Raw genomic sequence first — 21234 nt, forward strand, 5'->3', positions numbered from 1 at the left:
GAATTTAGACTGGAGACACGTCTAAGGCACTATTTTGAAAAATATAGCTTATGTACTGCAAGGTAAATTTTTAGCCAATATATATACCCAGCAAGGCTTTTTGGCTTGAAGACTAAACCTCATAACTGATGCCACAAAGCAATCAGCGATCGGAAATAATTAGGAAAATAATTTGCAGTGTAATTTAAATTACACTGCAAATTATACTTGTATTTATTCGCTTATTACGCTGTTTTATAGTTTTAAAAATCCTTATAACACGATAAATATGTTGTTGTATCTTTACACATCTTTACTCTATTAAGTCTAAACTATACAATCAAATAAGTATTATTTCATATTTTTCTGAACTCTTGATTTAGCAAACATAGTGTTTACACTTAAGAGTGTTAAGATATTATTAATAAATAGTGAATTAAGCAAAATGCTCACAGTAAATCATTGACATATCTAACCTGAGACTGATGTAAAAAACGCTTATTAAGAATACCACTTAAGTATAAAGACTCTTTTATATGGGCAGATTAAAGTTAATCGACAAGCGAATACCACAATAATTTGTACGCTACCAGCAATAATTTCATAAAGTTAAAATACTTTTTCCAAAAAGTACAGTAAATATACGGTAGTAAATATAATACGCTTTAAAATGAGAAACTAGTAAAATTACCGAAAGACATGAAGACTAACTTCCGAATCACAAAGTTTATGATATTCTGCATAGGTGCTTATATACTGATCCCCAAAATTGCCGCTTGCACAGGTATATTAAGTACTGCAAGTGCTAATTCTTTTGGCCCTAGTAGCAGTGATACCTTAATCGTCCGCAAGGTCAATTCTCAAAATTTACAAGACATATACATTCCACCAAATTATGGTGGTCCCGACAGTCATAATGGTAGCGGTACTCGCTGATGGCAATTTTAGATTTTAGATTCTGGTAAAGCAGCGCGATGAGTTAACTACCGTCTTGGACACCACGTCTTTTACTTGGCAAGCTCATTGCAAGATGTTGTGCTTAGGGTTGCGAAAACCGTCAGGCTCTTTAAGATAGTTGATTCAAGACAATAGTGGAGATTTCCACCAATGATTTGTTTGTATAAGTGTGTGGACTTGCCAACTTGAGTCTGGTTGAGGATAATCTAAACGGAAGTGTCCGCCTCGGCTTTCGGTTCTAAAAGCAGCACTTTTGAGAATTAAATCAGCTATATCTAATAAATTGCGGGTTTCTGCCCAAAGTCCCAATTGTCGTTCAACATCTGGTAGGTCAAAACTAGCGGGTTCTACTGGACGTAAAGCAAGCAAGAATTTAGTTAAAGGCAAGGCAGCGAAATCTTGCTGCCAAGATTCAATAGTAGCGATCGCACTTTCCAGCCTTGATTGCTCCCGGCAAATACCAGCACTTTCCCACACTAGACGCGGTAACTTCTCCCTGAGTGCTTCTAGCTGTGCTTGTTCGATGTGCCACTCACTAGGATCGGGATTAAATTTCCGTAATGGTAGCACTGGTGTTTCTGAGGACAGCCCAATATTTTCTAACTTAATATTAGCCATTTGGGCCCCAAACACAATACATTCCAACAGAGAATTACTAGCAAGGCGATTGGCCCCATGCACTCCAGTACTAGCGGTTTCACCCACTGCGTACAAACCGGGGATATTTGTGCGATTCATCAGATCCGCGACAATTCCACCCATCCAATAATGGGCGGCTGGCGCTACAGGAATTGGTTCGTGGAAGACATCAACACCCCAATGCTGACAAACTTTGATGATGTTGGGAAAGCGGTGACGAATCTTGTCGGCAGGGATGGGGCGCATATCCAACCACACATGGGCAGTAGCCAAATCAAGGGCGGTACGTTGTAAATGGCTGAAAATTGCTCTACTAACCACATCTCTAGGTGCAAGTTCACCCGCAGGGTGGTAGTCAAAGGCAAAACGCCGCCCTTCATTATCGATAAGATGTGCCCCCTCGCCGCGTACAGCTTCGCTGATTAGGAAGCGATCGGCACCAGGTTTAGTGAGGGCGGTGGGGTGAAATTGGACAAATTCTAAATCGCGGAGGATAGCCCCAGCCCGAGCTGCGATCGCTACCCCATCACCGGTACTCACAGCCGGATTAGTGGTTTGGGCAAATACCTGACCGCCACCGCCGGTTGCTAGTACCACAGCACCAGCTCTTATCCAGGTGATTTTACCTTGATAAAACAGGCTAATTCCCTGACAGCAACCAGTTTCGGGTTCAATCCACAAACTCAAAGCCAAAGCTTGCTGAATGACTTGAATATTTTGGCGACGTAATACTTGAGCGGTGAGGGTAGTAGTAACTTCCCTCCCTGTGGTGTCCGCAGCATGGAGAACACGGCGGCGAGAATGGGCGGCTTCCAAAGTTAAAGCTAAGGCTTGACCATGACGGTCAAAAGCTACCCCCAAGTTAACTAGGGATTGAATACAGCTAGGGGCGTGTTGGGCGAGAAATTCGACAGCGGTGCGATCGCATAAACCGGCACCCGCCTGGATCGTATCTTCAATGTGCAGCGTGGGAGAATCTTCTGGGGCGATCGCTGCGGCAATGCCACCTTGTGCCCAATCACTGGCGGATAAAGCAACGGTTTCTTTGGTAATCAAACCGACTCGCAAGGATTCTGGCAGACACAGCGCTGTGTATAGTCCAGCGGCACCAGCGCCGACTACTAAGACATCAAATTGGCTGGGAATATCTATTTGAGACAAGGTAATGGAGAAGTTAGGAGTTAGAAGTGAGGAGTGAGGAGTTAGAAGTGAGGAGTTAGAAGTGAGGAGTTTTGAATTTTTAACTCATAACTCATAACTCATAACTCCTAACTCATAACTCCTAACTCATAACTCATATCATGCCCCACTCCCTAGAATCAGAAGTGGGCTGCTATTTGCTACATTAACTGCAATTCAGTTATCTGTAGATACCGTTGTTAAAGCGATCGTCTCCTTCATTGAAGGCAGGCTCTAATTCCGTCACGGTGAATTTATCGAGGTTGGCTTGCAGGGTTTCTTTCTGGCGATCGCTCAATCCGGCAAGATCCAATACATCCTCTACCTTTTGGTAAGGAGCATTGGTGATGATTTTCTTAGCCAGGGTGGGATAAAGCCCTGGAAACTGTTGAAAAGCTCGGACGTTGGTATTATTCAAATCAATTTTTTTACCAAATTCCGTTCCTAGTTTAGCGTCTGCCCGATTCTGCCGCTCAATTGCCAGAACTGGGACTTGGGGAAAAGCAAAACTGTTGAAACTAGCAGCTTGGGCTATCTGAGTTGTTCCCAACCATCCCCAGCAACTAAGTAACAAACTAAACACTGTTAATAAACGCGCCAATCCTTTCACGATTTTTCTACCTCTTTCCATCAAACAGAAATAAAAGTTTTAAGCTAACAACAGTTATTAGTCATTAGTCATTAGTCACTTGTACTGAGCGTTCGCGTAGCGTCTCGAAGAGAAGCCGAAGTATTAGTCATTAGTCATACCCTGCGGGAAGCCGCTAATGCCTCTACGTGAGAGCGCCAAGGACGAAGGACAAAGGACAAAGGACAAAAGCTGATAGCTTAGTCAACACAGCAGTCATCAGAAACTAATATACAGCGTATTAATATCCACAATATTTACCGTTACTGGGTTTGACTATACTTTTGGCAAAAATTTTCATCGTGGAAAGAGTACCTACATCGCTGCAATCGCTTTGCATTGACGATCCCCGCAGCATTCCCAGCTAGACGAAATCTTTTCGGGGTGGCTGATTCTACCTCTCAAGCAGACACCAAACTGTATGATTTCTAAGATCGAAAACCTTACCAAAAAAGACTTGAAACTGATGGATTTTTATGTAATATTTCTTAACTAATTAATCTTTTACAGCATCATTTTTGATGTGTCGTAGATTGGGCTGGGAAAAGTTTCAGTAAGAGAAGCCTACACGCTCATTGCAACATATAGTGTCTCCTACCTTTTTCACGCTGCGATCGCAGCTAACAAAAATAGGCTGTCTACTAAAATTGTGCTTAAAACTGCGCCACCAAAGGCATACCAGTGTCTTTGATTTCGACCTAAAGCTGAAATTCCTACTGTTAATAGCACTGCGGCGAAAAGTATCGCCCAAGTTTGCCCCCAAGGTGCTTGTACTTGTATGAGAGCATTTTGTAAGATTTGCGGTACTACATCTGCATCTACTCTCATGATTTGCCGCCAATAGGGCATTAAATCTACTATATAAAAATATACATCTGTTAAAACTGTACCGAGTAAAGAACCTAAATAAAACCAGTTACCTACCTTGCCCCAATTCTTCGCAAGACACCAGCAAGCAAACGGTAAGCCGATAAATTCCACCGGCAGATGCCATAAAGGTTCCCAACGTAACCAACCCCAGTAAATCGCTCCTGCTAACCAACTCCAGCTAAACCCCAAGAGCAAATCCCCCCAGACATAAGTTGCAGGGCGTGACATTAAGGCAAAACTGAGACACACCCAAAATCCTGTCAGGGCTAAACTCAGAATTGGTAGCGATCGCACTATTGGCGCTTCTATAAATACTGGCACTGTTACCAAAAACACCGCTGCTGCAAACACTAACCAAGTTTGTCGGGCAGGAGTAGATAAGGGTAGAGAGGGAGAAAAGGAAAGTGTAGATTCCAATTGTCTGATACCATTCTGCCCAGTATCAGCTAAATCCAACTCGGTATCAATAGAAGGGGTAGAAGCGCTGTAGGAAGACAATGTATTATTAATCAAAGTTTTTAATATTTGTTACTAAACTTTATCTTATTTAAGATATCACATTTTCAAATCCCCCCCAGGGGCATTGTAATTATACTGAAATTTCCACTAGGGCTGGTGCAAACCAAACAAAACATTCTGCGCCAGACGAATCCATTCAAGTTGCACTGTGTACAGAACTCCTCTGTAGTTACTTGTAGATGAGGGACTACAGAGAGGTGAAAAGTCAGCTGCTATGAGTCTGCTAAATATTAAAGTTTGATGAATTTCTCAAATTGCGTTGACTTATTGAGGTGGGTGTAAGAACATAGTCAGCGTCTTCGATGATGTTTTCGATCGGTAAAATTGAGTTTTCTACAAGATTGGGTGCAATAGAGAGTATATAAAGCAACATCATCAGCTAAACAATGTTCATCACGATCTCTAGAACACGAAAAAGGTATTAATTGTATATGGAGTTTATTCAAGCTTTTATTTTAGGTATTGTTCAAGGTATTACAGAGTTTTTGCCAATCAGTAGCACCGCACATCTTCTGATTTTTACCAAGCTATTTGGTTGGAAAGAACTAGGCTCTAAAGATTTTGTTGATGCAATTCAATTTGGCAGTGTTATAGCAATTGTGGGGTATTTTTGGTCGCTGATTTATAGTATTGTCAAAGGTGGAATCGAAGCACTAAAAGCCAAAGACTGGGAACGCGAAGAATGGAAGATTCTTGTCGGTATTGCAGTCGGAACACTGCCGGCTTTAATTTTCGGCTTCCTTTTGAAAGATATTTTACCTGAAAGTGCATTAATTATTGGCATCATGTCAATTATTATGGCACTTGTACTAGCTTTGGCAGAAAAAATTGGCACTCGTAAGCGCGGTTTTGAGTCATTGCAGATTCGGGATGGTATTTTGGTGGGATTGGGACAAACACTTGCTTTGATTCCGGGCGTTTCTCGTTCTGGCTCGACGTTAACGACTGCCTTATTTTTAGGATTAGAACGCGATACAGCAGCGAAATTCTCATTTTTGTTAGGGTTTCCAACTCTTACCATTGCGACGCTGTATAAAAGCCTGAAAATATTCAAGTTGTTTCAAGAACACCAGTTGCCAGATAATATTGTTGGACTGTTAATTGTAGGAATTATTTCAACCTTTATTTTTTCCTACCTATCAATTGCATTTTTGATCAAATATTTAGCAACCAAAAACACTTTGATTTTCGTATGGTATAGATTAGCATTTGGTAGTGCGATCTTACTAGCGATCGCAGCAGGTTGGAAAGGATAATATTCATTTGTCATTTGTCCTTTGTCCAAAGCAAATGACTATCGCGACTGCTCGTTTGTATGTAATACAATCTAACCTCTCTTCTTGTAGGAGAGAGGCTTTGAATTTTACTCCCTAACGCTAGTAGGGAAGGAGGTAGGGGTTAGGTCTGTATTAGACTCAACTAAGAACGCTATAATGCCCCATTCCCCATGACTACCATTCATCCTGCCCGAATTACCAAGGTTCTTCCAGACTCAATAGCCGCAGAGATTGGTTTTGAAGCTGGGGATGCGATCGTTGCAATCAATGGTACACGTCCCCGCGACTTAATTGATTATCAGTTTTTGTGTGCTGATGAAGTCTTGGAATTAGAAGTTTTAGACGCTACTGGTAAAACTCATAGCCTGGAAATCGAAAAAGATTACGACCAAGACTTGGGGCTAGAATTTGAAACTGCCCTATTTGATGGCTTAATTCAGTGCAATAACCGCTGTCCTTTTTGCTTTATCGACCAACAGCCACCAGGTAAGCGCACCAGCTTGTACTTTAAAGATGACGATTACCGCTTAAGCTTTTTGTACGGCTCTTATCTTACCCTGACCAATTTGCCAGAAAGAGAATGGCAACGGATTGAACAAATGCGCTTATCTCCTTTGTATGTTTCTGTTCATGCCACGGAGCCGGAAGTTAGAATTAGACTGCTGAAAAATCCCCGTGCGGGACAAATCTTGCAACAACTCAAGTGGTTTCAAAAAAGACGGCTACAAATTCATGCTCAAGTAGTTGTTTGTCCTGGTATAAATGATGGCGAACACCTGGAGCAAACCTTAAAAGACTTAGCATCCTTTCATACTAGTGAAGTGCCTACGGTGGCGTCGGTGGCAGTTGTGCCAGTCGGATTGACAAGATTTCGTCCTCCAGAAGACGAACTTATACCCGTAACTAGAGAAAAAGCGAAAGAAGTGATTTCTCAAGTGCGAATACTCTCACAACAATTTCGCCAAAAGTTTTCCTCTAATGTCGCTTGGTTAGCTGATGAGTGGTTTTTGATTGCAGGTGAGGAATTACCGAGCGAATCTGAATATGAAGAGTATCCCCAAATTGATAATGGTGTTGGTTCAATTCAGTTGTTTATCAAGCAATTTGCAGCCGCTGCAACAGAATTACTACCGCCAAAAGTTTATCCTCAGAGAAAATTAACTTGGGTAGTAGGCAACGCAGTAGAAAACGCCTTTGAACCTATCTTGAAACGGTTAAATTCTGTTGAAGGATTAAAAGTAAATATGCGTGCTTTATGTAGTGATTATTGGGGACAGAGTATCACTGTCACGGGATTATTAACGGGTCATGATTTGCTGTTGAATTTACAAGGGCAAGATTTGGGAGACGGAATTTTACTACCAAATGTAATGCTCAAACATGGTGAATTGGTATTTTTAGATGATATGAGTATAGAAGAATTAGCCTGTAAATTGGAGACAAAAATTTTACCAGTAGGAGGAGTTGAAGATTTAATCAACACCTGTATTCTTTAAGCTGTTTTTGTTAGCTCTTTAGTCTATAGCAGTTCCACGGTAGATCAAGTGCATATCAAAATCTCACTCCCAACCCCTATTCTTTCTTGTCAAGAAAATGCTTTGGGGGTGGGGTTATCTGTTATAAACGTTTTTTAAATCAGTATAATTTTAAGCATTTCAACTCAAACTAATTTTTTTGTATCCAAACATTTGGATGCTAAATACAAAATTGATAAGCTTTAATTAAATATAAAAATATTGCTTTACATTTAATAAATTTTAGTGATTGTAATTGCGACTGTTGAAATTATTGTTTTCTCCTATCTAAAACTTTCTAGAAAAGCTCGTGAGAAATTATTGTTAGTTTAACTCTGGCGATCGTCAAGAGTACTAATTAGACTTATTGCACAAATACTAAATCTGCCTTCATCCGCCAACCTCTTCTCCCAAAATTGTGAGAAAGGGAGCCGAGCCAATTTCAAAGTCCCTCTCCCAAGCTTGGGAGAGGGATTTAGGGTGAGGGCTTTAAGATGCACTAGTATTACTTTTTTAACTCACAAAAACTCTGAAAAACAGATAATTAGAACAAGAGTGGCGTTTTTTATTTTAGGTTTAAGTGAAAACTCTCTGCCATTACGCAAAAGCCTGTGGAAATTGGTAAATGCAAAAGTTTCTAAAAAGCTAGTCACTAATGGAATTAAATTCACAATGTAATAGCTAACAATTTCTATAGAATCGCCTGGGAAGTTGAGTATCCATCTTGGCATTTTTTACTGGTTTTGATAGGCTAGATTGATGAAGGTCATTCACTAAGTACTTCTACGAAAAGCTTATAGAAATCCTATTTGATTTTTGAAAAGCCAAATATTAGCTTTACTTAATCCGGCCGAGAATCTCAGTAAAATTACTAGGAATCAAGCTAGGGTTGTGTATTGTGTACTAATGAATTATGACTATTGAAGAAGAATTCAGAAGTCAGAATGGGCTAAACGCACCGCTACCGCTAACAGGAGCCAGAATGAAGACGCTCGTGACGCTCGTTCGCCTTGGCGCTAGCCTCTCCCTTTGGGAGAAGCTAGCGCCAAGGGAGAAGACCACTAAATATGCAGATTTAGTGGGGGTCTTAAACCTCTGGATTCATCCACCAGTGATGCACTAAGCCGGTCGTTGTGTCGCACAAAATTCATTCTGTTAGCGGATAGCTAAGGTTTAGCCCATTCTGGCTCATGACTCCTGAATTCTGTTTCGATAACTAAATTAATTAATAATGAAGTGAGGAGTCACTGGTGAAGTATCAGGAAAACCCAAAAGATATAAGTTTAAAAATTAAAAAAGCTAGAAGATTATTTATTTTAAGTTGTGAAATTGTAGTTTTAAATTTTTTGAGTATTTTGCCAGTAACGGCGGCAACTGAAGAACCCGTATTGAGCGTAGTGTATGGCCAAGAAAATGCAAATCAATGGGGAGGGATAAGCGATCGCTTACAGACAATAGGGGTAAAGTATTGTGTAATTTCCCTAAATGATGTCAAGAGTGGGGCAGATTGGGGCGATCGCCGAGTATTATTTTTGCCAAATGTTGAGACATTAACACCAACTCAAGCGATCGCTCTAGAAGACTGGATGAGTAAGGGAGGGCGTTTGATTGCTAGTGGGCCTGTCGGTAGTCTGTCATCCCCAGGAGTACGGCAGTTATTGCGATCGCTCTTGGGAGGTTATTGGGGATTCAGCTTTAGTGACACAGAACAGATTCAAGCAGCAAAAACCAAGATCCCAGAATGGACAAATCAAACTGGACTATTTGGTAAAGTGCGCGGCGGCGTTGTGATTCCTAATGATATGGGTAGTGAATCTCCTGCTGTTTGGAATTCCAAAGATCATCCGGCCGCAGTAGTGACAACTGAGCGTTCTACCTTTTTGGGCTGGCGCTGGGGAACAGATACAGCCTCAGCAGCCGAGTTGGATAATGCCTGGTTAAAAACTACTATCAATCACTATTTGACAGCATTAGCGCCATCAAATCGCGCCAAAAAAATACCAGGAGGTTCCCAAAGCTGCTCTACAACTGTGGCGGCTGCGCCCTCAGCGCAGGGGAGCAGAGGGGCAGCACTTCGGCTACGCTCAGTGACCGAGGAGCAGAGGGGCAGGGGGGCGGAGGGGCAGGGGGGCGGCTCATCTCTCTCATCTCCTGCTAAAACTGCCACTGCTCCCATACCTAGATCGCTGCCTATGGTCAAACCTCCAAGTTCTCAGGAGGCTATTGACCAATTAGAACAAGCAGTACGTTTGGATGTTGCACCCAACTCCAATGAGCCGATTGATAACAGGCAAGCGATCGCTCTCCAGCAAGAGTTAGAAAATCTGATTGGTCGAGTGGAAAGCGCTCATTTAGCGGTGTTAGCTGATGCGGCTAATGTTGGCGAAAGAATATCTGAGGAAAAGCAGTTTTCTAGGCATTTGAACACCCCCCAGTCTGTCAAAGAACAGCCAACACAATTAGCCTCAACCAAACTGGGGGCGCTAGCCATAAGTAAAGACCAAGCATTAGCACAAGCAAGGCTAATTGCTAAAAATTTACCCCAATTGATTGCTCAAAAAAACTACGCTTTGGCTCGTCAGCAATGGCTGGCCGCTAAAACAACTTTGTGGCAGCAGTTTCCTGTCGATCGCAAACTAGCTCAACCAGAAATTCGCGCAGTTTGGTTAGATCGGGGGACGATTGTTCGTGCTGGTAGTAAGGCGGGACTGGCACAGATTTTTGATCGCCTCGCCCAAGCCGGGATTAATACCGTCTTTTTTGAAACTGTTAACGCTGGCTATACAATTTATCCCAGCCAAGTCGCAAAAGAGCAAAACCCATTAATTCGTGGGTGGAACCCACTGGAAGAAGCGGTGAAACTAGCCCATGAGCGAGACATGGAATTACACGCTTGGGTTTGGACTTTTGCTGCTGGCAATCAACGCCATAATGAAATTCTCAACCTTAATCCTAATTATCCAGGGCCAGTACTGGCGGCTCATCCCGATTGGGCAAATTACGATAATCTAGGCAACATGATTCCTGTTGGTCAGAGCAAGCCATTCTTCGATCCAGCCAACCCCGAAGTGCGGCAATACTTGCTCAAGCTGTATGAAGAAATTGTCACTAAATATAAGGTGGATGGTTTACAGCTAGACTACATTCGCTACCCTTTCCAAGACCCATCAGCAGGTCGAACTTACGGCTATGGCAAAGCTGCAAGAGCGCAATTTCAGCAACTTACTGGTGTAGATCCAGTGAATATTTCTCCTAGCCAAGCAGACTTGTGGCAAAAATGGACAAAATTTCGCACCGAGCAAGTTGATAGCTTTGTCGCCCAAGTATCACAGCAGTTACGACAAAAGCAACCGAATTTAATTTTATCGGTTGCAGTATTTCCTTTGCCAGAACAAGAGCGGATTCAGAAAATTCAACAAAATTGGGAAACTTGGGCAAGGCGGGGGGATGTAGATTTAATCGTTCCCATGACTTATGCTCTGGATACTTCCCGCTTTCAACGACTAGCCCAACCCTGGATTGCCTCTAAACAATTGGGAGCTACCTTGTTGGTGCCGGGAATTCGCTTGCTTTCTTTGCCAACCATCGGAGCATTCGATCAACTCCAGTTGGTAAGGGACTTGCCAGTTAGTGGTTATGCACTATTTGCCGCAGAAAATTTTAGCAACGATCTCCAAAAAATCTTTAGTAGCACCCAAGGTAGGATTCAATCCACAACAAGTGAACCGATTCCTCACCGCCAGCCTTTTCAAAGTGCCGCCATTCGTTACACCGCGCTACAACGGGAATGGAAATTTGTTTTCCAAAATGACCAACGACAAAGGTCATCTCAGAAACTTTCAGATTTTAACAACCAGGCAGAAGTTTTACGCAGTGCTTTAAATCAGCTTGCCGCTTCCCCTTCTGCTAGTAAGTTAGTCGTTGCGAGAGCCTCTCTAACTCGTTTCCAGTCTCAATTCCGGGTATTGATGAGCCAAGAAATTAAGTCGAATTCCTATCAAGTCAAAGTTTGGGAAAATCGACTCGTAACTATAGAAAGGCTATTACGTTATGGTGAACGGCGGGTGCAGTTGCGTTCTTTGTGAAGAGGCAGGGGAGACAAGGGGACAAAAGAAAACTCCTAACCTGGATTTCTCACAAGTGAGAAATCCAAGGGGTGTGGGAGGTGTGGGAGGTGTGGGAGGTGTGGGAGGTGTGGGAGGATGGGGAAGAAGTCTTACCCCCCACACTCCCCACACTCCCCACACTCCCCACACTCCCCACACTCCTCTTGCCCTGAAGCCTACACTATGCGTGAGAAATCCGGGCTAACTCAGCACGGGCTAAACCTTAGCTATCCGCTAACAGCACTCAGTACTCAAAACTGTTTTGCCCAATGCTCAATACCCAACTAGCTGGATATAAGCTGGTTTGTAATTCTTAACACACTTTTTGTAGTGTTTGTAACCCAAATATTACTACTTGTTTAGCGTCAAAATATTGGAAAATACTTAGATAAGCAGCTTTAGATAACTATTATTTGATGATAGCTATCGTGAAAATCTATGCAAGCTTTACCTCAGCTCATCAGGCTACAAAGCTGAGAGTTAAGAATTGACTGTTTGCTCCTGATGGTTATGTTAAAAACATCACTATTAGAGTAGATGCTATTTCTACAACGGGCTACGCTTACGCACTGATGTAGCACGGGGTAAAAGTATCTTTTTTTTTCATCTTCGCAGATAGTAGGGTACTTCACAAAGCATGATATGGTACTGTTTGTAGCTTCTGGAACTAGCTTGAAAACAGCCAATACTTTTGAAGTTATGCATACCTTAGTTATGACATTGAATATGTCAGAATTTTCGGAAATAGTCTCAGTGCTATCACGGTTGAGCCAGCAGCAGTTGGAACTGCTTCTAGTTGTAGATAAGCAAGGTAATATTACTGACAATATTACTCCTGAAAGTATCTGTATCTGTCAAGCACTGGCACAAAAAACAGAGAAAACTAGAGGTAATACTAGTATTGGTTCCTTTGAAGTAGAACATCAGATTTTCATTGAGAGACAATTACTCAAGTCCCAATGGTTACTAGCACGCGCTATAGTACGTAAAGCTACGACAGGCAAATACACTCACTTCATTGAAGTTTATGACGAAGATTTGGACTTGTACCGTAAGTCTAATAGGATAATGCAGACAAATACGCCCAAATATCACATAATCATGACTGAAATGTTGAATGATGTGTTGATTATCGGCCAGTTAGAAGTAGGAAAATTAGAGTGTAGAGCAACATCCTTCAATTTAGTTGAACATAGCCAACAATCGCCAGAACAAATACAGATGAATCTGGGCTATCAGAGCTTGATTTTTTTCACCAGTCAATATAAATTTGTAACCTTCTGCATCAATGAAAAACTGTTGGCACACATTTGGACTAACTTGTTTTCAAATGCGATTAAATATTTATCCTCTGATGGCATTTTCAAGTTTAATTTTCTTATTCAAGATAGACAAACTGCATTTGAAGTTAAAGATTTGCAGATTGGGATTTTTCAAGGATGTATAGTGTATCTTCTTGAATCATTTTATCATACTATAAACGGTGTTGATATACTAGTTGGCGTATTAGAAATGGCATTTTCAAAAAAGTGTGTAGATATCTACACTACAAAGGTAAAATATATAATTATATTTGCAATAAATATTTATGTATATTGCCATTAAATAACAAAATATAAATATGAGGTAATTTATGCCAAAAATCTTAATAATAGAAGATGAAGAAGCAGTACGTGAAAACATTTTAGATTTGCTAGAAGCTGAGGACTTTGAAACTATTGCTGCGGCTAATGGCAGAATCGGGGTACATTTGGCTATCTCCGAAGCTCCTGATTTAATTCTTTGTGATATGATGATGCCAGAAATTGACGGTTACGGTGTGCTAGCAGCATTACGTCAAGAGCCATCAACTGCAACAATTCCCTTCATCTTTCTCACTGCCAAATCTGCCAAATCTGACTTCCGTCAAGGTATGGATATGGGCGCAGATGACTATATAACTAAGCCATTTACTCGGGCTGAGTTATTAAGTGCCATCATGAACAGGCTGGAAAAATACGCTACTTTAAAAAGGTATTTATCTCCTCAAACTGTAACTAACAACTTGTCTCCAAAAATGCAGTTGTTAGAAATTAGCTTACACCGAGCTATAAAACAACATAAATTTCAAGAATTTGAAATTTATTATCAACCAATAGTCGATATTGCATCTGGAAAAATAGTAGGTGCTGAAAGTTTATTGCGCTGGCAAAGTCCAGAATTGGGAATGATTTACCCAACAGAATTTATTCCGTTAGCAGAGTCTACAGGTTTAATTGTTCCGATTGGAAAATGGGTATTAAAAAGGGTATGTCAACAAATTAAAAGCTGGCGTGATGCTGGAATTAATTCATTGATTGTTGCTGTAAATTTGTCAGTAATTGAATTTAATCAGCCAGATTTCATTCATAATGTAGTTAATTTTATATCTGTGAATAATCTAGAACCACATGACCTAGAACTAGAACTCACTGAAAGTATGATTATGCAAGATGTAAATAGTGCGATCGCTACTATGAGCAAATTGCAATCCTTGGGTATAAAAATTGCGATCGATGATTTTGGTACTGGTTACTCTTCTTTGATTTATCTGAAAAACTTACCAATTAATACATTAAAAATAGACCGCTATTTTATCCATAATGTTGCTAACGATTCGCAAAAGTCAGCCATCACTAAAGCATTAATTCAAATGGCTCATAATCTCAATCTAGATGTAGTGGCTGAAGGTGTAGAGACAGAAGCAGAACTAGGTTTTTTACGCCAACACAACTGTAACTCTATGCAAGGTTTTCTATTTAGTCGTCCCTTACCAGCAGCAGAATTTGAAAATTTTTTGTTCACTAACAAATGCTTGTATGTGTAAATACAGCAGTTTTCTTTTGCATGAGGTACAAGGTCACTGGTTTTGAGGCAGAAGGCAGAAGGCAGGAGGCAGGAGGGAGAAGATTTGATTTGTGAATCCTTGGTTCTGTACCTCATTTAGCTGCAAACTGCTGTATTGAGCATTGGGCATCCCTTCTCTGCGAGACGCTACGCGTTAGCGGAGCTTTCGCTTTAGCGATACGCTCAGGGAAAGTGGGAATTGGGAATAGAATTTAGTCACTAGTACGCCACGGCGTAAATATAGCAACCATTTAAAATCTCTAAAAAGACCATTCCATAATACTTTTGATTTTTGACCCTTCGACTGCGCTCAGGGTCAATGCTGAGGCAAGCCGAAGCCTTGATTTTTGACTTCCGCCTTGTGCTACTAGTGCTTTAGGGAACTCCAAGAAATAAATTATCCAATATTGTGGAGTGGGCAACATGAGCGCCCAGTCTATAGGGCTATCGTGTCGCCATTGGTGTCAACTTAAGCTGAAAACTATATCAGACAGGCGTTTTGCAAATCCCTCACACCCTCATCCCCTAACCCCTTCTCCCAAAGGAGAAGGGGAATTGAATGTCTAGCTCCCCTCTCCCATCCGGGAGAGGGGCTGGGGTGAGGGCAAAACGTTGTCACCAAGCGGGTTTAACCTTAACTTGACACTAATGGCGAGACGCCCACCCCACAAGAGTTAATTGAATATTTTTTTTATTTGGAAGTCCCTTACTTTTGAATTGTTAATAGGTTGACTAACTAAGAAAAATCAAACTTTTGACTGGCGACAATTATTAAGCATCAAGTCTAGAGTAGGAAGATTGTGTATAGTGTCTACCACCATGAAAGTTCCTGCGCGTTTTTTGCTGCCAGTTTTTTTAATGATTTTGGCAGCAGCCTGTAACCAGACTCGCGCTAACTCAGATAATCCTACACCTCAAAAATCTGTACCTTCTACCCAACGGACACAGAATCCTACACAGCCAAAAAATATTGTCCGTACTGAAGCACTTTCACCTACACCCATCCGCATCAATCTGAAGAATTTACCAGCACCCTTCGCAACAGACAGCGCCTCGAAGCGGCCTGAGGTTGTGCCCATTCCCCAAAATCCGGTGCTGCGTGTACCACAAGGCTTCACAGTAAATGTTTTTGCCGAAGGTTTAGATGCGCCACGCTGGCTAGCTTTAACTCCCAGTGGTGATGTCTTAGTAACTGAAACCGGGCAAAATCGGATTCGTTTGTTGCGTGACAGCAATGGCGATGGTGTAGCCGACGTTCGAGAAACCTTTGCTAGTGGTGACAACGGACTTAATAGACCCTTTGGTATGGCTTTTGCAGATAATTCCTTTTTTCTGGGGAATACAGATGCTGTGGTGCGTTTTCCCTATACTCAAGATCAAAACAAAATTACAGGTAAGGGAGAAAAAATTGCCGATTTGCCCGCTCAAGGTTATAACAATCATTGGACGCGCAATGTCGTTGTCTCACCCGATCGCAATAAATTATATATTTCAGTTGGTTCAGGAACCAATGTGGATGAAGAACCCCTACCACGGGCTTCAATACAGGTGATGAATTTAGATGGTTCCCAGCAGCAAACTTTCGCTTCCGGCTTGCGTAACCCTGTTGGTTTAGACTTTCATCCTATAACTAAGGAACTTTATACTACTGTCAATGAACGGGATGGAATTGGTGATGATTTGGTACCAGACTATTTGACACGTGTTAAACAGGGGGCATTTTACGGCTGGCCCTATGCTTATCTAACACCAAATAACCTCGATCCGCGGCAAAAGACAGATGACAAAAGTAAACGTCCTGATTTAGCAGCCTGGACTCAAACGCCAGATGTACTGTTCCAGGCGCACTCCGCAGCATTGGGTTTGCAGTTTTATGATGGTAAAACGTTTCCGAAAAAATACCAGAACGGTGCTTTTGCGGCTTTTCGTGGTTCTTGGAATCGCGATCGCGGCACTGGTTATAAAATTGTATTTGTTCCCTTCGATGCTAAAGGGCGATCGCTTGGCTACTACGAAGACTTTCTCACAGGATTTTTACTAAATCCTTCTGTACCCAGCACATGGGGACGGCCTGTAGGTTTACTCGTGTTGCCAGATGGCAGTTTACTATTAACAGAAGAAGCCAATAATCGGATTTATCGGATTCAATATACGGGGGAGTGAACAATTCACGCCTTCAAACATTTAGAAATTTACGGATAGGATCTGTTGCCTAAAGTAAAGTTAGAGCAGTTGTCATCAATAGAGACGTTGTGACTGCATCTCCCTACCCAGGTTTATCTCGTTTACGGTAAATTACTGATAAATACTAATACTTATCTGGTTGAGAAATGAATTATGACTGCCAATGAAAATAATACTCAGTTAAATATCAACGAATTGTCTCCACATTCAGGTACACGATATTGGGGTGAGGTAGAGGTAATCGAAGAGGGAGAAACCTATAGAATTAGTCGTGTTGAAATCAAGCCCAGGCACGGCATTAAACCACAAATTCATTATCACCGCAATGAACATTGGGTTGTAGTTTCCGGTGTGGCAAAAGTGACTTGTGGCGATGCAGAAATATTACTGAATCGAAACGAATCAACTTATGTACCCGCAGCAACACTACATAAGGTAGAAAATCCTGGACATATCCCGCTAATTATTCTGGAAATTCAAAACGGTGAATATTTGGGTGAGGATGATACTGAGCGCCCTTATGACTTAAACTTGGTCAAACCTGTAGCTGAAGGACAGTAAGGGATGGGGGAGCAGGGGAGCAGGGGAGCAGGGGAAATGAGGGACACAAGGGGACAAGGGGACAAAAGAAAACTCCTAACTCCTAACTCAGCACTCAGCACTCAGAACTGTTTTGCCCAATCAAAACCACCCTTCTTGTTCTAGGGTTTCAATCAGCTGTAAGCCACGAGGATCGCCCACTCCTAATAGTGAGGCTTTGGCGTCTTCGCGGACTCCCAAATCTTGATCTTCGGCAAAGGCTTGAATTAGGGCATCGATCGCTGTGGCATAAACTACATTAGAAGGTAGTTCGCGGCACAGTTGACCAATTGCCCAAGCACTGTTACTTCGCACTGCTGCTACGGGATCTTGGACTAAGGCTTCAATTAAAGGTGGTGTTGCCCCGATAACTGCTTCATAACCGACTTCTGCCATTTGTGCTAAGGCGCTAGCAGCCCACAAACGCACTGCGGAAATGTCGGTTCTGAGGGCGTTTGCTAGGGGTGCTAAAGAACGGCGATCGCGACAGTTTCCTAAAGCCCAAACTACACCTTTACGCACATAGCCATTCCAATCACTGTTGAGTTGAGCAATTAACGGACTCACTGCTTCTAAACTGGGATTGCGTCCGATGCCATAAGCTGCACTTACCCGCACTAACGGACAGGTATCAGTTAACAGGCGAATCAGATGGGGGGTAGCACGGGCATCTTCTATATCACAAAAAGCACGTGCCGCTAACATCCTTTGCTGGGGCTGGGGATTTTCCAGCAAGGCTAGCATCACTTCTGGATCGGGCTTTGCCACAACTGATTCGGCAGTTAGCGGCTCTATTTTATCTAAGGGGCTTTCTAGCTCCTCCTCAATATCGAGTAGGCTTAGATCGTCTTCGTCATACATAATTTGATTTCAATCCCGAAAAGGGATTAACACATAATCCCCCGCGCCAATAAGTTAAAGCTTTATATATATTAGTTGGGTTCTTATACATTTTCCTTTCTTCCTCGTTGAGTTTTATCCAAACGAGAACCTCCATAACTCAGATACAACAGTAGATTATCGCTATTCTTGAGTTTATTTTTCTGCACTCAGGAATTTTACCATCCATAGGGATTGGGTTTGATAACCTAACTGATTATAAAGATTCAATGCGGGTTTGTTTGATTGAAACACTTGCAGACCAATTTGGCGATCGCCTCTTTGAATAGCCCAATTTTCCACATATTGCATTAAAGCTGTACCAATACCCCGTCGTCGATGTTCTTGTACAACGTAGAGGATAAAGATGTGAGCATGACGGTTTCCATGTACTTGATCTATAGCATTGCCCACCCAGAGGCAAGCTATCGGGGGATGGAGGGCAGAGGGGCAGAGGGGCAGAGGGGCAGAGGAGAGAGATTCTTTATTGCTCCCTTGCTCCCCTGCTCCCCTGCTCCCCTGTTCCCCCTCCTCTTCTACCCACCACAAGGGCGTATCGCTGGAGAAGTATTGCTTAACTGTTTGCTCTAAATGAGAAAAATCCTCATTTGGAAAAATATCCTGGTAAGTTTGCTGCATGAATTTAAGCAGCAGCGATCGCTCTAAAAGGGAGCCACGGCGAATAATATATCCAGGTAATAGTTGCTCAGACACTTAAATACGTTTATTGACTTAGCTAGCTCGCGTTATGTGCTGCTGGTGATAAATCACTTGGAGTAGATTGAGAACTTACCCCCACCTCTTCAATGGGTGCGGGTGCTGCCATATCGGAGGGTAAAAAGATGCGGGCGCTGACTGCCACTAGGGCAAAGAAAAATACTAATACTGCAAGCAGTGGGGCGATGTATTGACGAAAAATAGCCATATTTTAATTGCAAGAAGCTAGGAACTTTTATGAGAACCTAGCTGAAGATTTGTGAAGTATTCTTGATTTATTTTAGCAATTTTCTGTGCATGGGAATTGGGAATTGGGAATCCCTTCGGCTTCGCTCAGGGCAAGTGGGCATTGGGCAATACTTCTCTCCCCCTGCCTCCCCTGCTTCCCCTGCTTCCCCTGCTTCCCCTGCCTCCCCTACTCCCTCTGGCGATCGCTCTCCAAGTCATCGAGTACTCTTTCGCAATACCAATTCTCCGGCATCCCAGGATAAGTTTCCTTTGCCTGTTCAATTAACCGTTCGGCTGCGGCAGTGTCACCAGATAATTTAGCGATTAGCCTGTTTTTGAGATAGCTATCAGATCCACCATCATCTACCTGGGTTGGTATCCCTTGATTGATGGTTGATGGAGTTGATGGTCGGGATTGTTCTCTCCGCAACTGCCAAAATAAAACGTAATAAAGTGTACCAAAAATTAAAATTAGGCTGAGTGTTCCAAAAAAAGTTAGGAGGTTAAATGCTAGAAATCCCAGAACTAACTGCGAGAGAACATACCCCAGTAATAAACCTGTGAGTAAGAGGATGAATGTGCCGACAGCAATAACTACTTGATTCCCCATATATCCTCTTCTTCGTCCTCAAGTCCTGGTCTGGATATTGCCACTGGCTGAGGGTTCCAGGGGGCAAATACTGGTAATAGGAGTAGTCCTGGTACGGCGGCGGCGATGGTAATTAAGAAAAATACAGGCCAACCCGTGCTTTGAGCGATCGCGCCTCCAGGGGCCGCCAGAATATCGCGACTGACAGCCATTAAGCTGGATAATAAAGCATATTGGGTTGCGGAAAACCGCTGGTTACAAAGACTCATCAAAAAGGCAACAAAGGCTGCTGTCCCCAATCCACCACAAAATTGTTCTACGTTGATGGCAAGTACCATAGCTTGGTAGTTTTGACCGATGTATGCTAGAAAAAAGTAAGCTAAATTACTTACTGCTTGTAGAATACCAAAAACCCAAAGCGATCTATTGATGCCAATAGCACTCAAAATTGAACCACCTGCTAAAGCACCAACAATCGTCGCAATTAACCCCATCCCCACTTGAATTGCCCCAATGTCGGTTTTGGTAAAACCAGTTTGCAGTAAAAAAGGCGTGGTCATATTGCTCAACAAAGCATCACCTAGCTTGTATAGGGTAATGAATGCCAGCATTAGAATAGCTTTAATAATCCCTTGACGCTGAAAAAATTCTCGAAAGGGCAAGATTACAGCATCAGCGAGAGATCCTGGAGGGCTAATTTCCTTGGGTTCCGGTGCGAACAAGGTGGCAAGAATACCAATTACCATTGTCCCTGCCATAAACAAGTAAACCGATGACCAAGGCAGTTTGTCAGCAAGTATTAAGGCTAAAGCACCTGCGACTAATAGGGCAATTCGATAACCTAAGATAAAAACTGCGGCACCAGCCCCCATTTCTAGTTTTTCTAAAACGTCGGTACGGTAGGCATCAGCAGCGATATCTTGAGTTGCACTGATAAAAGCGATTACTATGGCGTTGATTGCTAATAGCTGTAATGCTTGTTTGGGTTGTTGAAAAGCCATGAATGCGATCGCTACAATCAAAGCAATCTGCGTCAAAATTAACCAACCCCGTCGTCGTCCCAAAATTGGTAAGGTGAACCTGTCTACCAACGGCGACCACAAAAATTTTAAGGAATAAGGCAAACTCGCAAGGCTAAACCAACCAATAGCGGCTAAGTCTACCTTCTCTACGGTCATCCAAGCCTTTAATGTATTACCAATTAACAATAACGGTAAACCCGATGAAAAACCTAAAAATAATAAAGCCGCCATCTTGCGACTACCGAAAACTCCCAGTAGTGATTTAATTTTCCTCATTGTTTCAACTTTTTGCCTCTTTTGAGGAAATATCAATAAAATACAACGAGGAAATGCAAAAGTATATCATGTAACTAGTACCTATAAAGGTTTGAATTATTGGAGCAGCAGGAGTTCCTTATATAATCCCGATCGGGGATTGAAACTTGCCAAAGCTGCTGTGTGATTTCTCGCAAACATGACAAACTACCAAGATTTACTTGGGTTAAATACAAATTCAGGATAAC

General features: G+C 42.2%; 17 protein-coding genes. 9 read left to right on the forward strand and 8 right to left on the reverse strand.

Translation table 11 applies throughout. From position 1 onward, the window contains the following. Window positions 1–708 precede the first annotated feature (708 nt). Window positions 709–915, forward strand: coding sequence for a hypothetical protein (locus V7K61_RS30920; protein WP_335059544.1), 207 nt, complete (start codon window positions 709–711; stop codon window positions 913–915). Between the two features lie 144 nt (window positions 916–1059). On the opposite strand, the gene nadB is transcribed toward V7K61_RS30920, so the two are convergent. The 3 genes from nadB to V7K61_RS30935 form a co-directional block, all read right to left on the reverse strand. After that, window positions 1060–2736 carry an L-aspartate oxidase gene (gene nadB, locus V7K61_RS30925; protein ID WP_335059546.1) on the reverse strand — a complete coding sequence of 559 codons (1677 nt, stop codon included), beginning with the start codon at window positions 2734–2736 and terminating at the stop codon, window positions 1060–1062. 199 nt (window positions 2737–2935) lie between these two features. Continuing rightward, window positions 2936–3364, reverse strand: a complete 429-nt coding sequence (gene psbU, locus V7K61_RS30930) for a photosystem II complex extrinsic protein PsbU (protein ID WP_094352300.1) — start codon at window positions 3362–3364, stop codon at window positions 2936–2938. Between the two features lie 621 nt (window positions 3365–3985). Then, entirely contained in the window at window positions 3986–4765 is a 780-nt protein-coding gene (locus V7K61_RS30935; RefSeq protein WP_335059548.1) for a DUF3120 domain-containing protein, read from the reverse strand. A gap of 437 nt (window positions 4766–5202) precedes the next feature. Here V7K61_RS30935 and V7K61_RS30940 point away from each other — a divergent pair, with 437 nt between their 5' ends. From V7K61_RS30940 to V7K61_RS30975, 8 genes are all read left to right on the forward strand, one after another. Continuing rightward, a complete protein-coding gene (locus tag V7K61_RS30940) occupies window positions 5203–6027 on the forward strand; it encodes an undecaprenyl-diphosphate phosphatase (protein ID WP_335059550.1) in 825 nt (274 codons plus the stop codon). Window positions 6028–6218: 191 nt separating this feature from the next. Continuing rightward, entirely contained in the window at window positions 6219–7544 is a 1326-nt protein-coding gene (locus tag V7K61_RS30945) for a TIGR03279 family radical SAM protein (protein ID WP_335059553.1), read from the forward strand. Between the two features lie 1268 nt (window positions 7545–8812). Further along, on the forward strand, window positions 8813–11647 hold the full coding sequence (locus V7K61_RS30950) for a family 10 glycosylhydrolase (RefSeq protein WP_442936390.1): 2835 nt from the start codon (window positions 8813–8815) through the stop codon (window positions 11645–11647). A gap of 55 nt (window positions 11648–11702) precedes the next feature. Then, the gene (locus V7K61_RS30955; protein WP_335059555.1) at window positions 11703–11873 is read left to right on the forward strand and encodes a hypothetical protein; all 171 of its coding nucleotides are present in this window, start codon (window positions 11703–11705) and stop codon (window positions 11871–11873) included. A gap of 437 nt (window positions 11874–12310) precedes the next feature. Then, window positions 12311–13273 (forward strand): hypothetical protein, encoded by a 963-nt coding sequence (locus V7K61_RS30960; protein WP_335059557.1) that lies wholly within the window; start codon window positions 12311–12313, stop codon window positions 13271–13273. A gap of 28 nt (window positions 13274–13301) precedes the next feature. Further along, window positions 13302–14513, forward strand: coding sequence for an EAL domain-containing response regulator (locus tag V7K61_RS30965; RefSeq protein ID WP_335059559.1), 1212 nt, complete (start codon window positions 13302–13304; stop codon window positions 14511–14513). 839 nt (window positions 14514–15352) lie between these two features. Continuing rightward, window positions 15353–16696 carry a PQQ-dependent sugar dehydrogenase gene (locus V7K61_RS30970; protein ID WP_335060096.1) on the forward strand — a complete coding sequence of 448 codons (1344 nt, stop codon included), beginning with the start codon at window positions 15353–15355 and terminating at the stop codon, window positions 16694–16696. 174 nt (window positions 16697–16870) lie between these two features. Beyond that, a complete protein-coding gene (locus tag V7K61_RS30975) occupies window positions 16871–17278 on the forward strand; it encodes a phosphomannose isomerase type II C-terminal cupin domain (RefSeq protein WP_334720794.1) in 408 nt (135 codons plus the stop codon). 120 nt (window positions 17279–17398) lie between these two features. Here the strand turns inward: V7K61_RS30975 and V7K61_RS30980 are convergent, their stop codons facing one another. The 5 genes from V7K61_RS30980 to V7K61_RS31000 all read right to left on the reverse strand — a co-directional run bounded on the left by V7K61_RS30980 (window position 17399) and on the right by V7K61_RS31000 (window position 21007). After that, window positions 17399–18157: a HEAT repeat domain-containing protein gene (locus V7K61_RS30980; RefSeq protein ID WP_069068994.1), complete on the reverse strand. Its 759-nt coding sequence runs from the start codon at window positions 18155–18157 to the stop codon at window positions 17399–17401. A gap of 174 nt (window positions 18158–18331) precedes the next feature. Further along, a complete protein-coding gene (locus V7K61_RS30985; RefSeq protein ID WP_335059562.1) occupies window positions 18332–18889 on the reverse strand; it encodes a GNAT family N-acetyltransferase in 558 nt (185 codons plus the stop codon). Between the two features lie 22 nt (window positions 18890–18911). After that, window positions 18912–19100, reverse strand: coding sequence for a hypothetical protein (locus V7K61_RS30990; protein WP_335059564.1), 189 nt, complete (start codon window positions 19098–19100; stop codon window positions 18912–18914). A gap of 207 nt (window positions 19101–19307) precedes the next feature. Beyond that, on the reverse strand, window positions 19308–19730 hold the full coding sequence (locus V7K61_RS30995; RefSeq protein WP_069068991.1) for a hypothetical protein: 423 nt from the start codon (window positions 19728–19730) through the stop codon (window positions 19308–19310). Next, window positions 19715–21007 (reverse strand): AmpG family muropeptide MFS transporter, encoded by a 1293-nt coding sequence (locus V7K61_RS31000; RefSeq protein WP_335059566.1) that lies wholly within the window; start codon window positions 21005–21007, stop codon window positions 19715–19717. The genes V7K61_RS30995 and V7K61_RS31000 overlap by 16 nt, the downstream gene beginning before the upstream one ends. Window positions 21008–21234: the final 227 nt, after the last annotated feature.

Origin of the sequence: Nostoc sp. (assembly GCF_036918015.1) — a bacterium.
GTDB lineage: Bacteria > Cyanobacteriota > Cyanobacteriia > Cyanobacteriales > Nostocaceae > Nostoc.

Bases quoted from the DNA above. Each gene is read 5' to 3' on its own strand.
- V7K61_RS30920 (WP_335059544.1), top strand. From the start codon at position 709: ATGATATTCTGCATAGGTGCTTATATACTGATCCCCAAAATTGCCGCT.
- V7K61_RS30940 (WP_335059550.1), top strand. From the start codon at position 5,203: ATGGAGTTTATTCAAGCTTTTATTTTAGGTATTGTTCAAGGTATTACA.
- V7K61_RS30945 (WP_335059553.1), top strand. From the start codon at position 6,219: ATGACTACCATTCATCCTGCCCGAATTACCAAGGTTCTTCCAGACTCA.
- V7K61_RS30960 (WP_335059557.1), top strand. From the start codon at position 12,311: ATGGTACTGTTTGTAGCTTCTGGAACTAGCTTGAAAACAGCCAATACT.
- V7K61_RS30965 (WP_335059559.1), top strand. From the start codon at position 13,302: ATGCCAAAAATCTTAATAATAGAAGATGAAGAAGCAGTACGTGAAAAC.
- V7K61_RS30970 (WP_335060096.1), top strand. From the start codon at position 15,353: ATGAAAGTTCCTGCGCGTTTTTTGCTGCCAGTTTTTTTAATGATTTTG.
- V7K61_RS30975 (WP_334720794.1), top strand. From the start codon at position 16,871: ATGACTGCCAATGAAAATAATACTCAGTTAAATATCAACGAATTGTCT.
- V7K61_RS30980 (WP_069068994.1), bottom strand. From the start codon at position 18,157: ATGTATGACGAAGACGATCTAAGCCTACTCGATATTGAGGAGGAGCTA.
- V7K61_RS30990 (WP_335059564.1), bottom strand. From the start codon at position 19,100: ATGGCTATTTTTCGTCAATACATCGCCCCACTGCTTGCAGTATTAGTA.
- V7K61_RS30995 (WP_069068991.1), bottom strand. From the start codon at position 19,730: ATGGGGAATCAAGTAGTTATTGCTGTCGGCACATTCATCCTCTTACTC.
- V7K61_RS31000 (WP_335059566.1), bottom strand. From the start codon at position 21,007: ATGAGGAAAATTAAATCACTACTGGGAGTTTTCGGTAGTCGCAAGATG.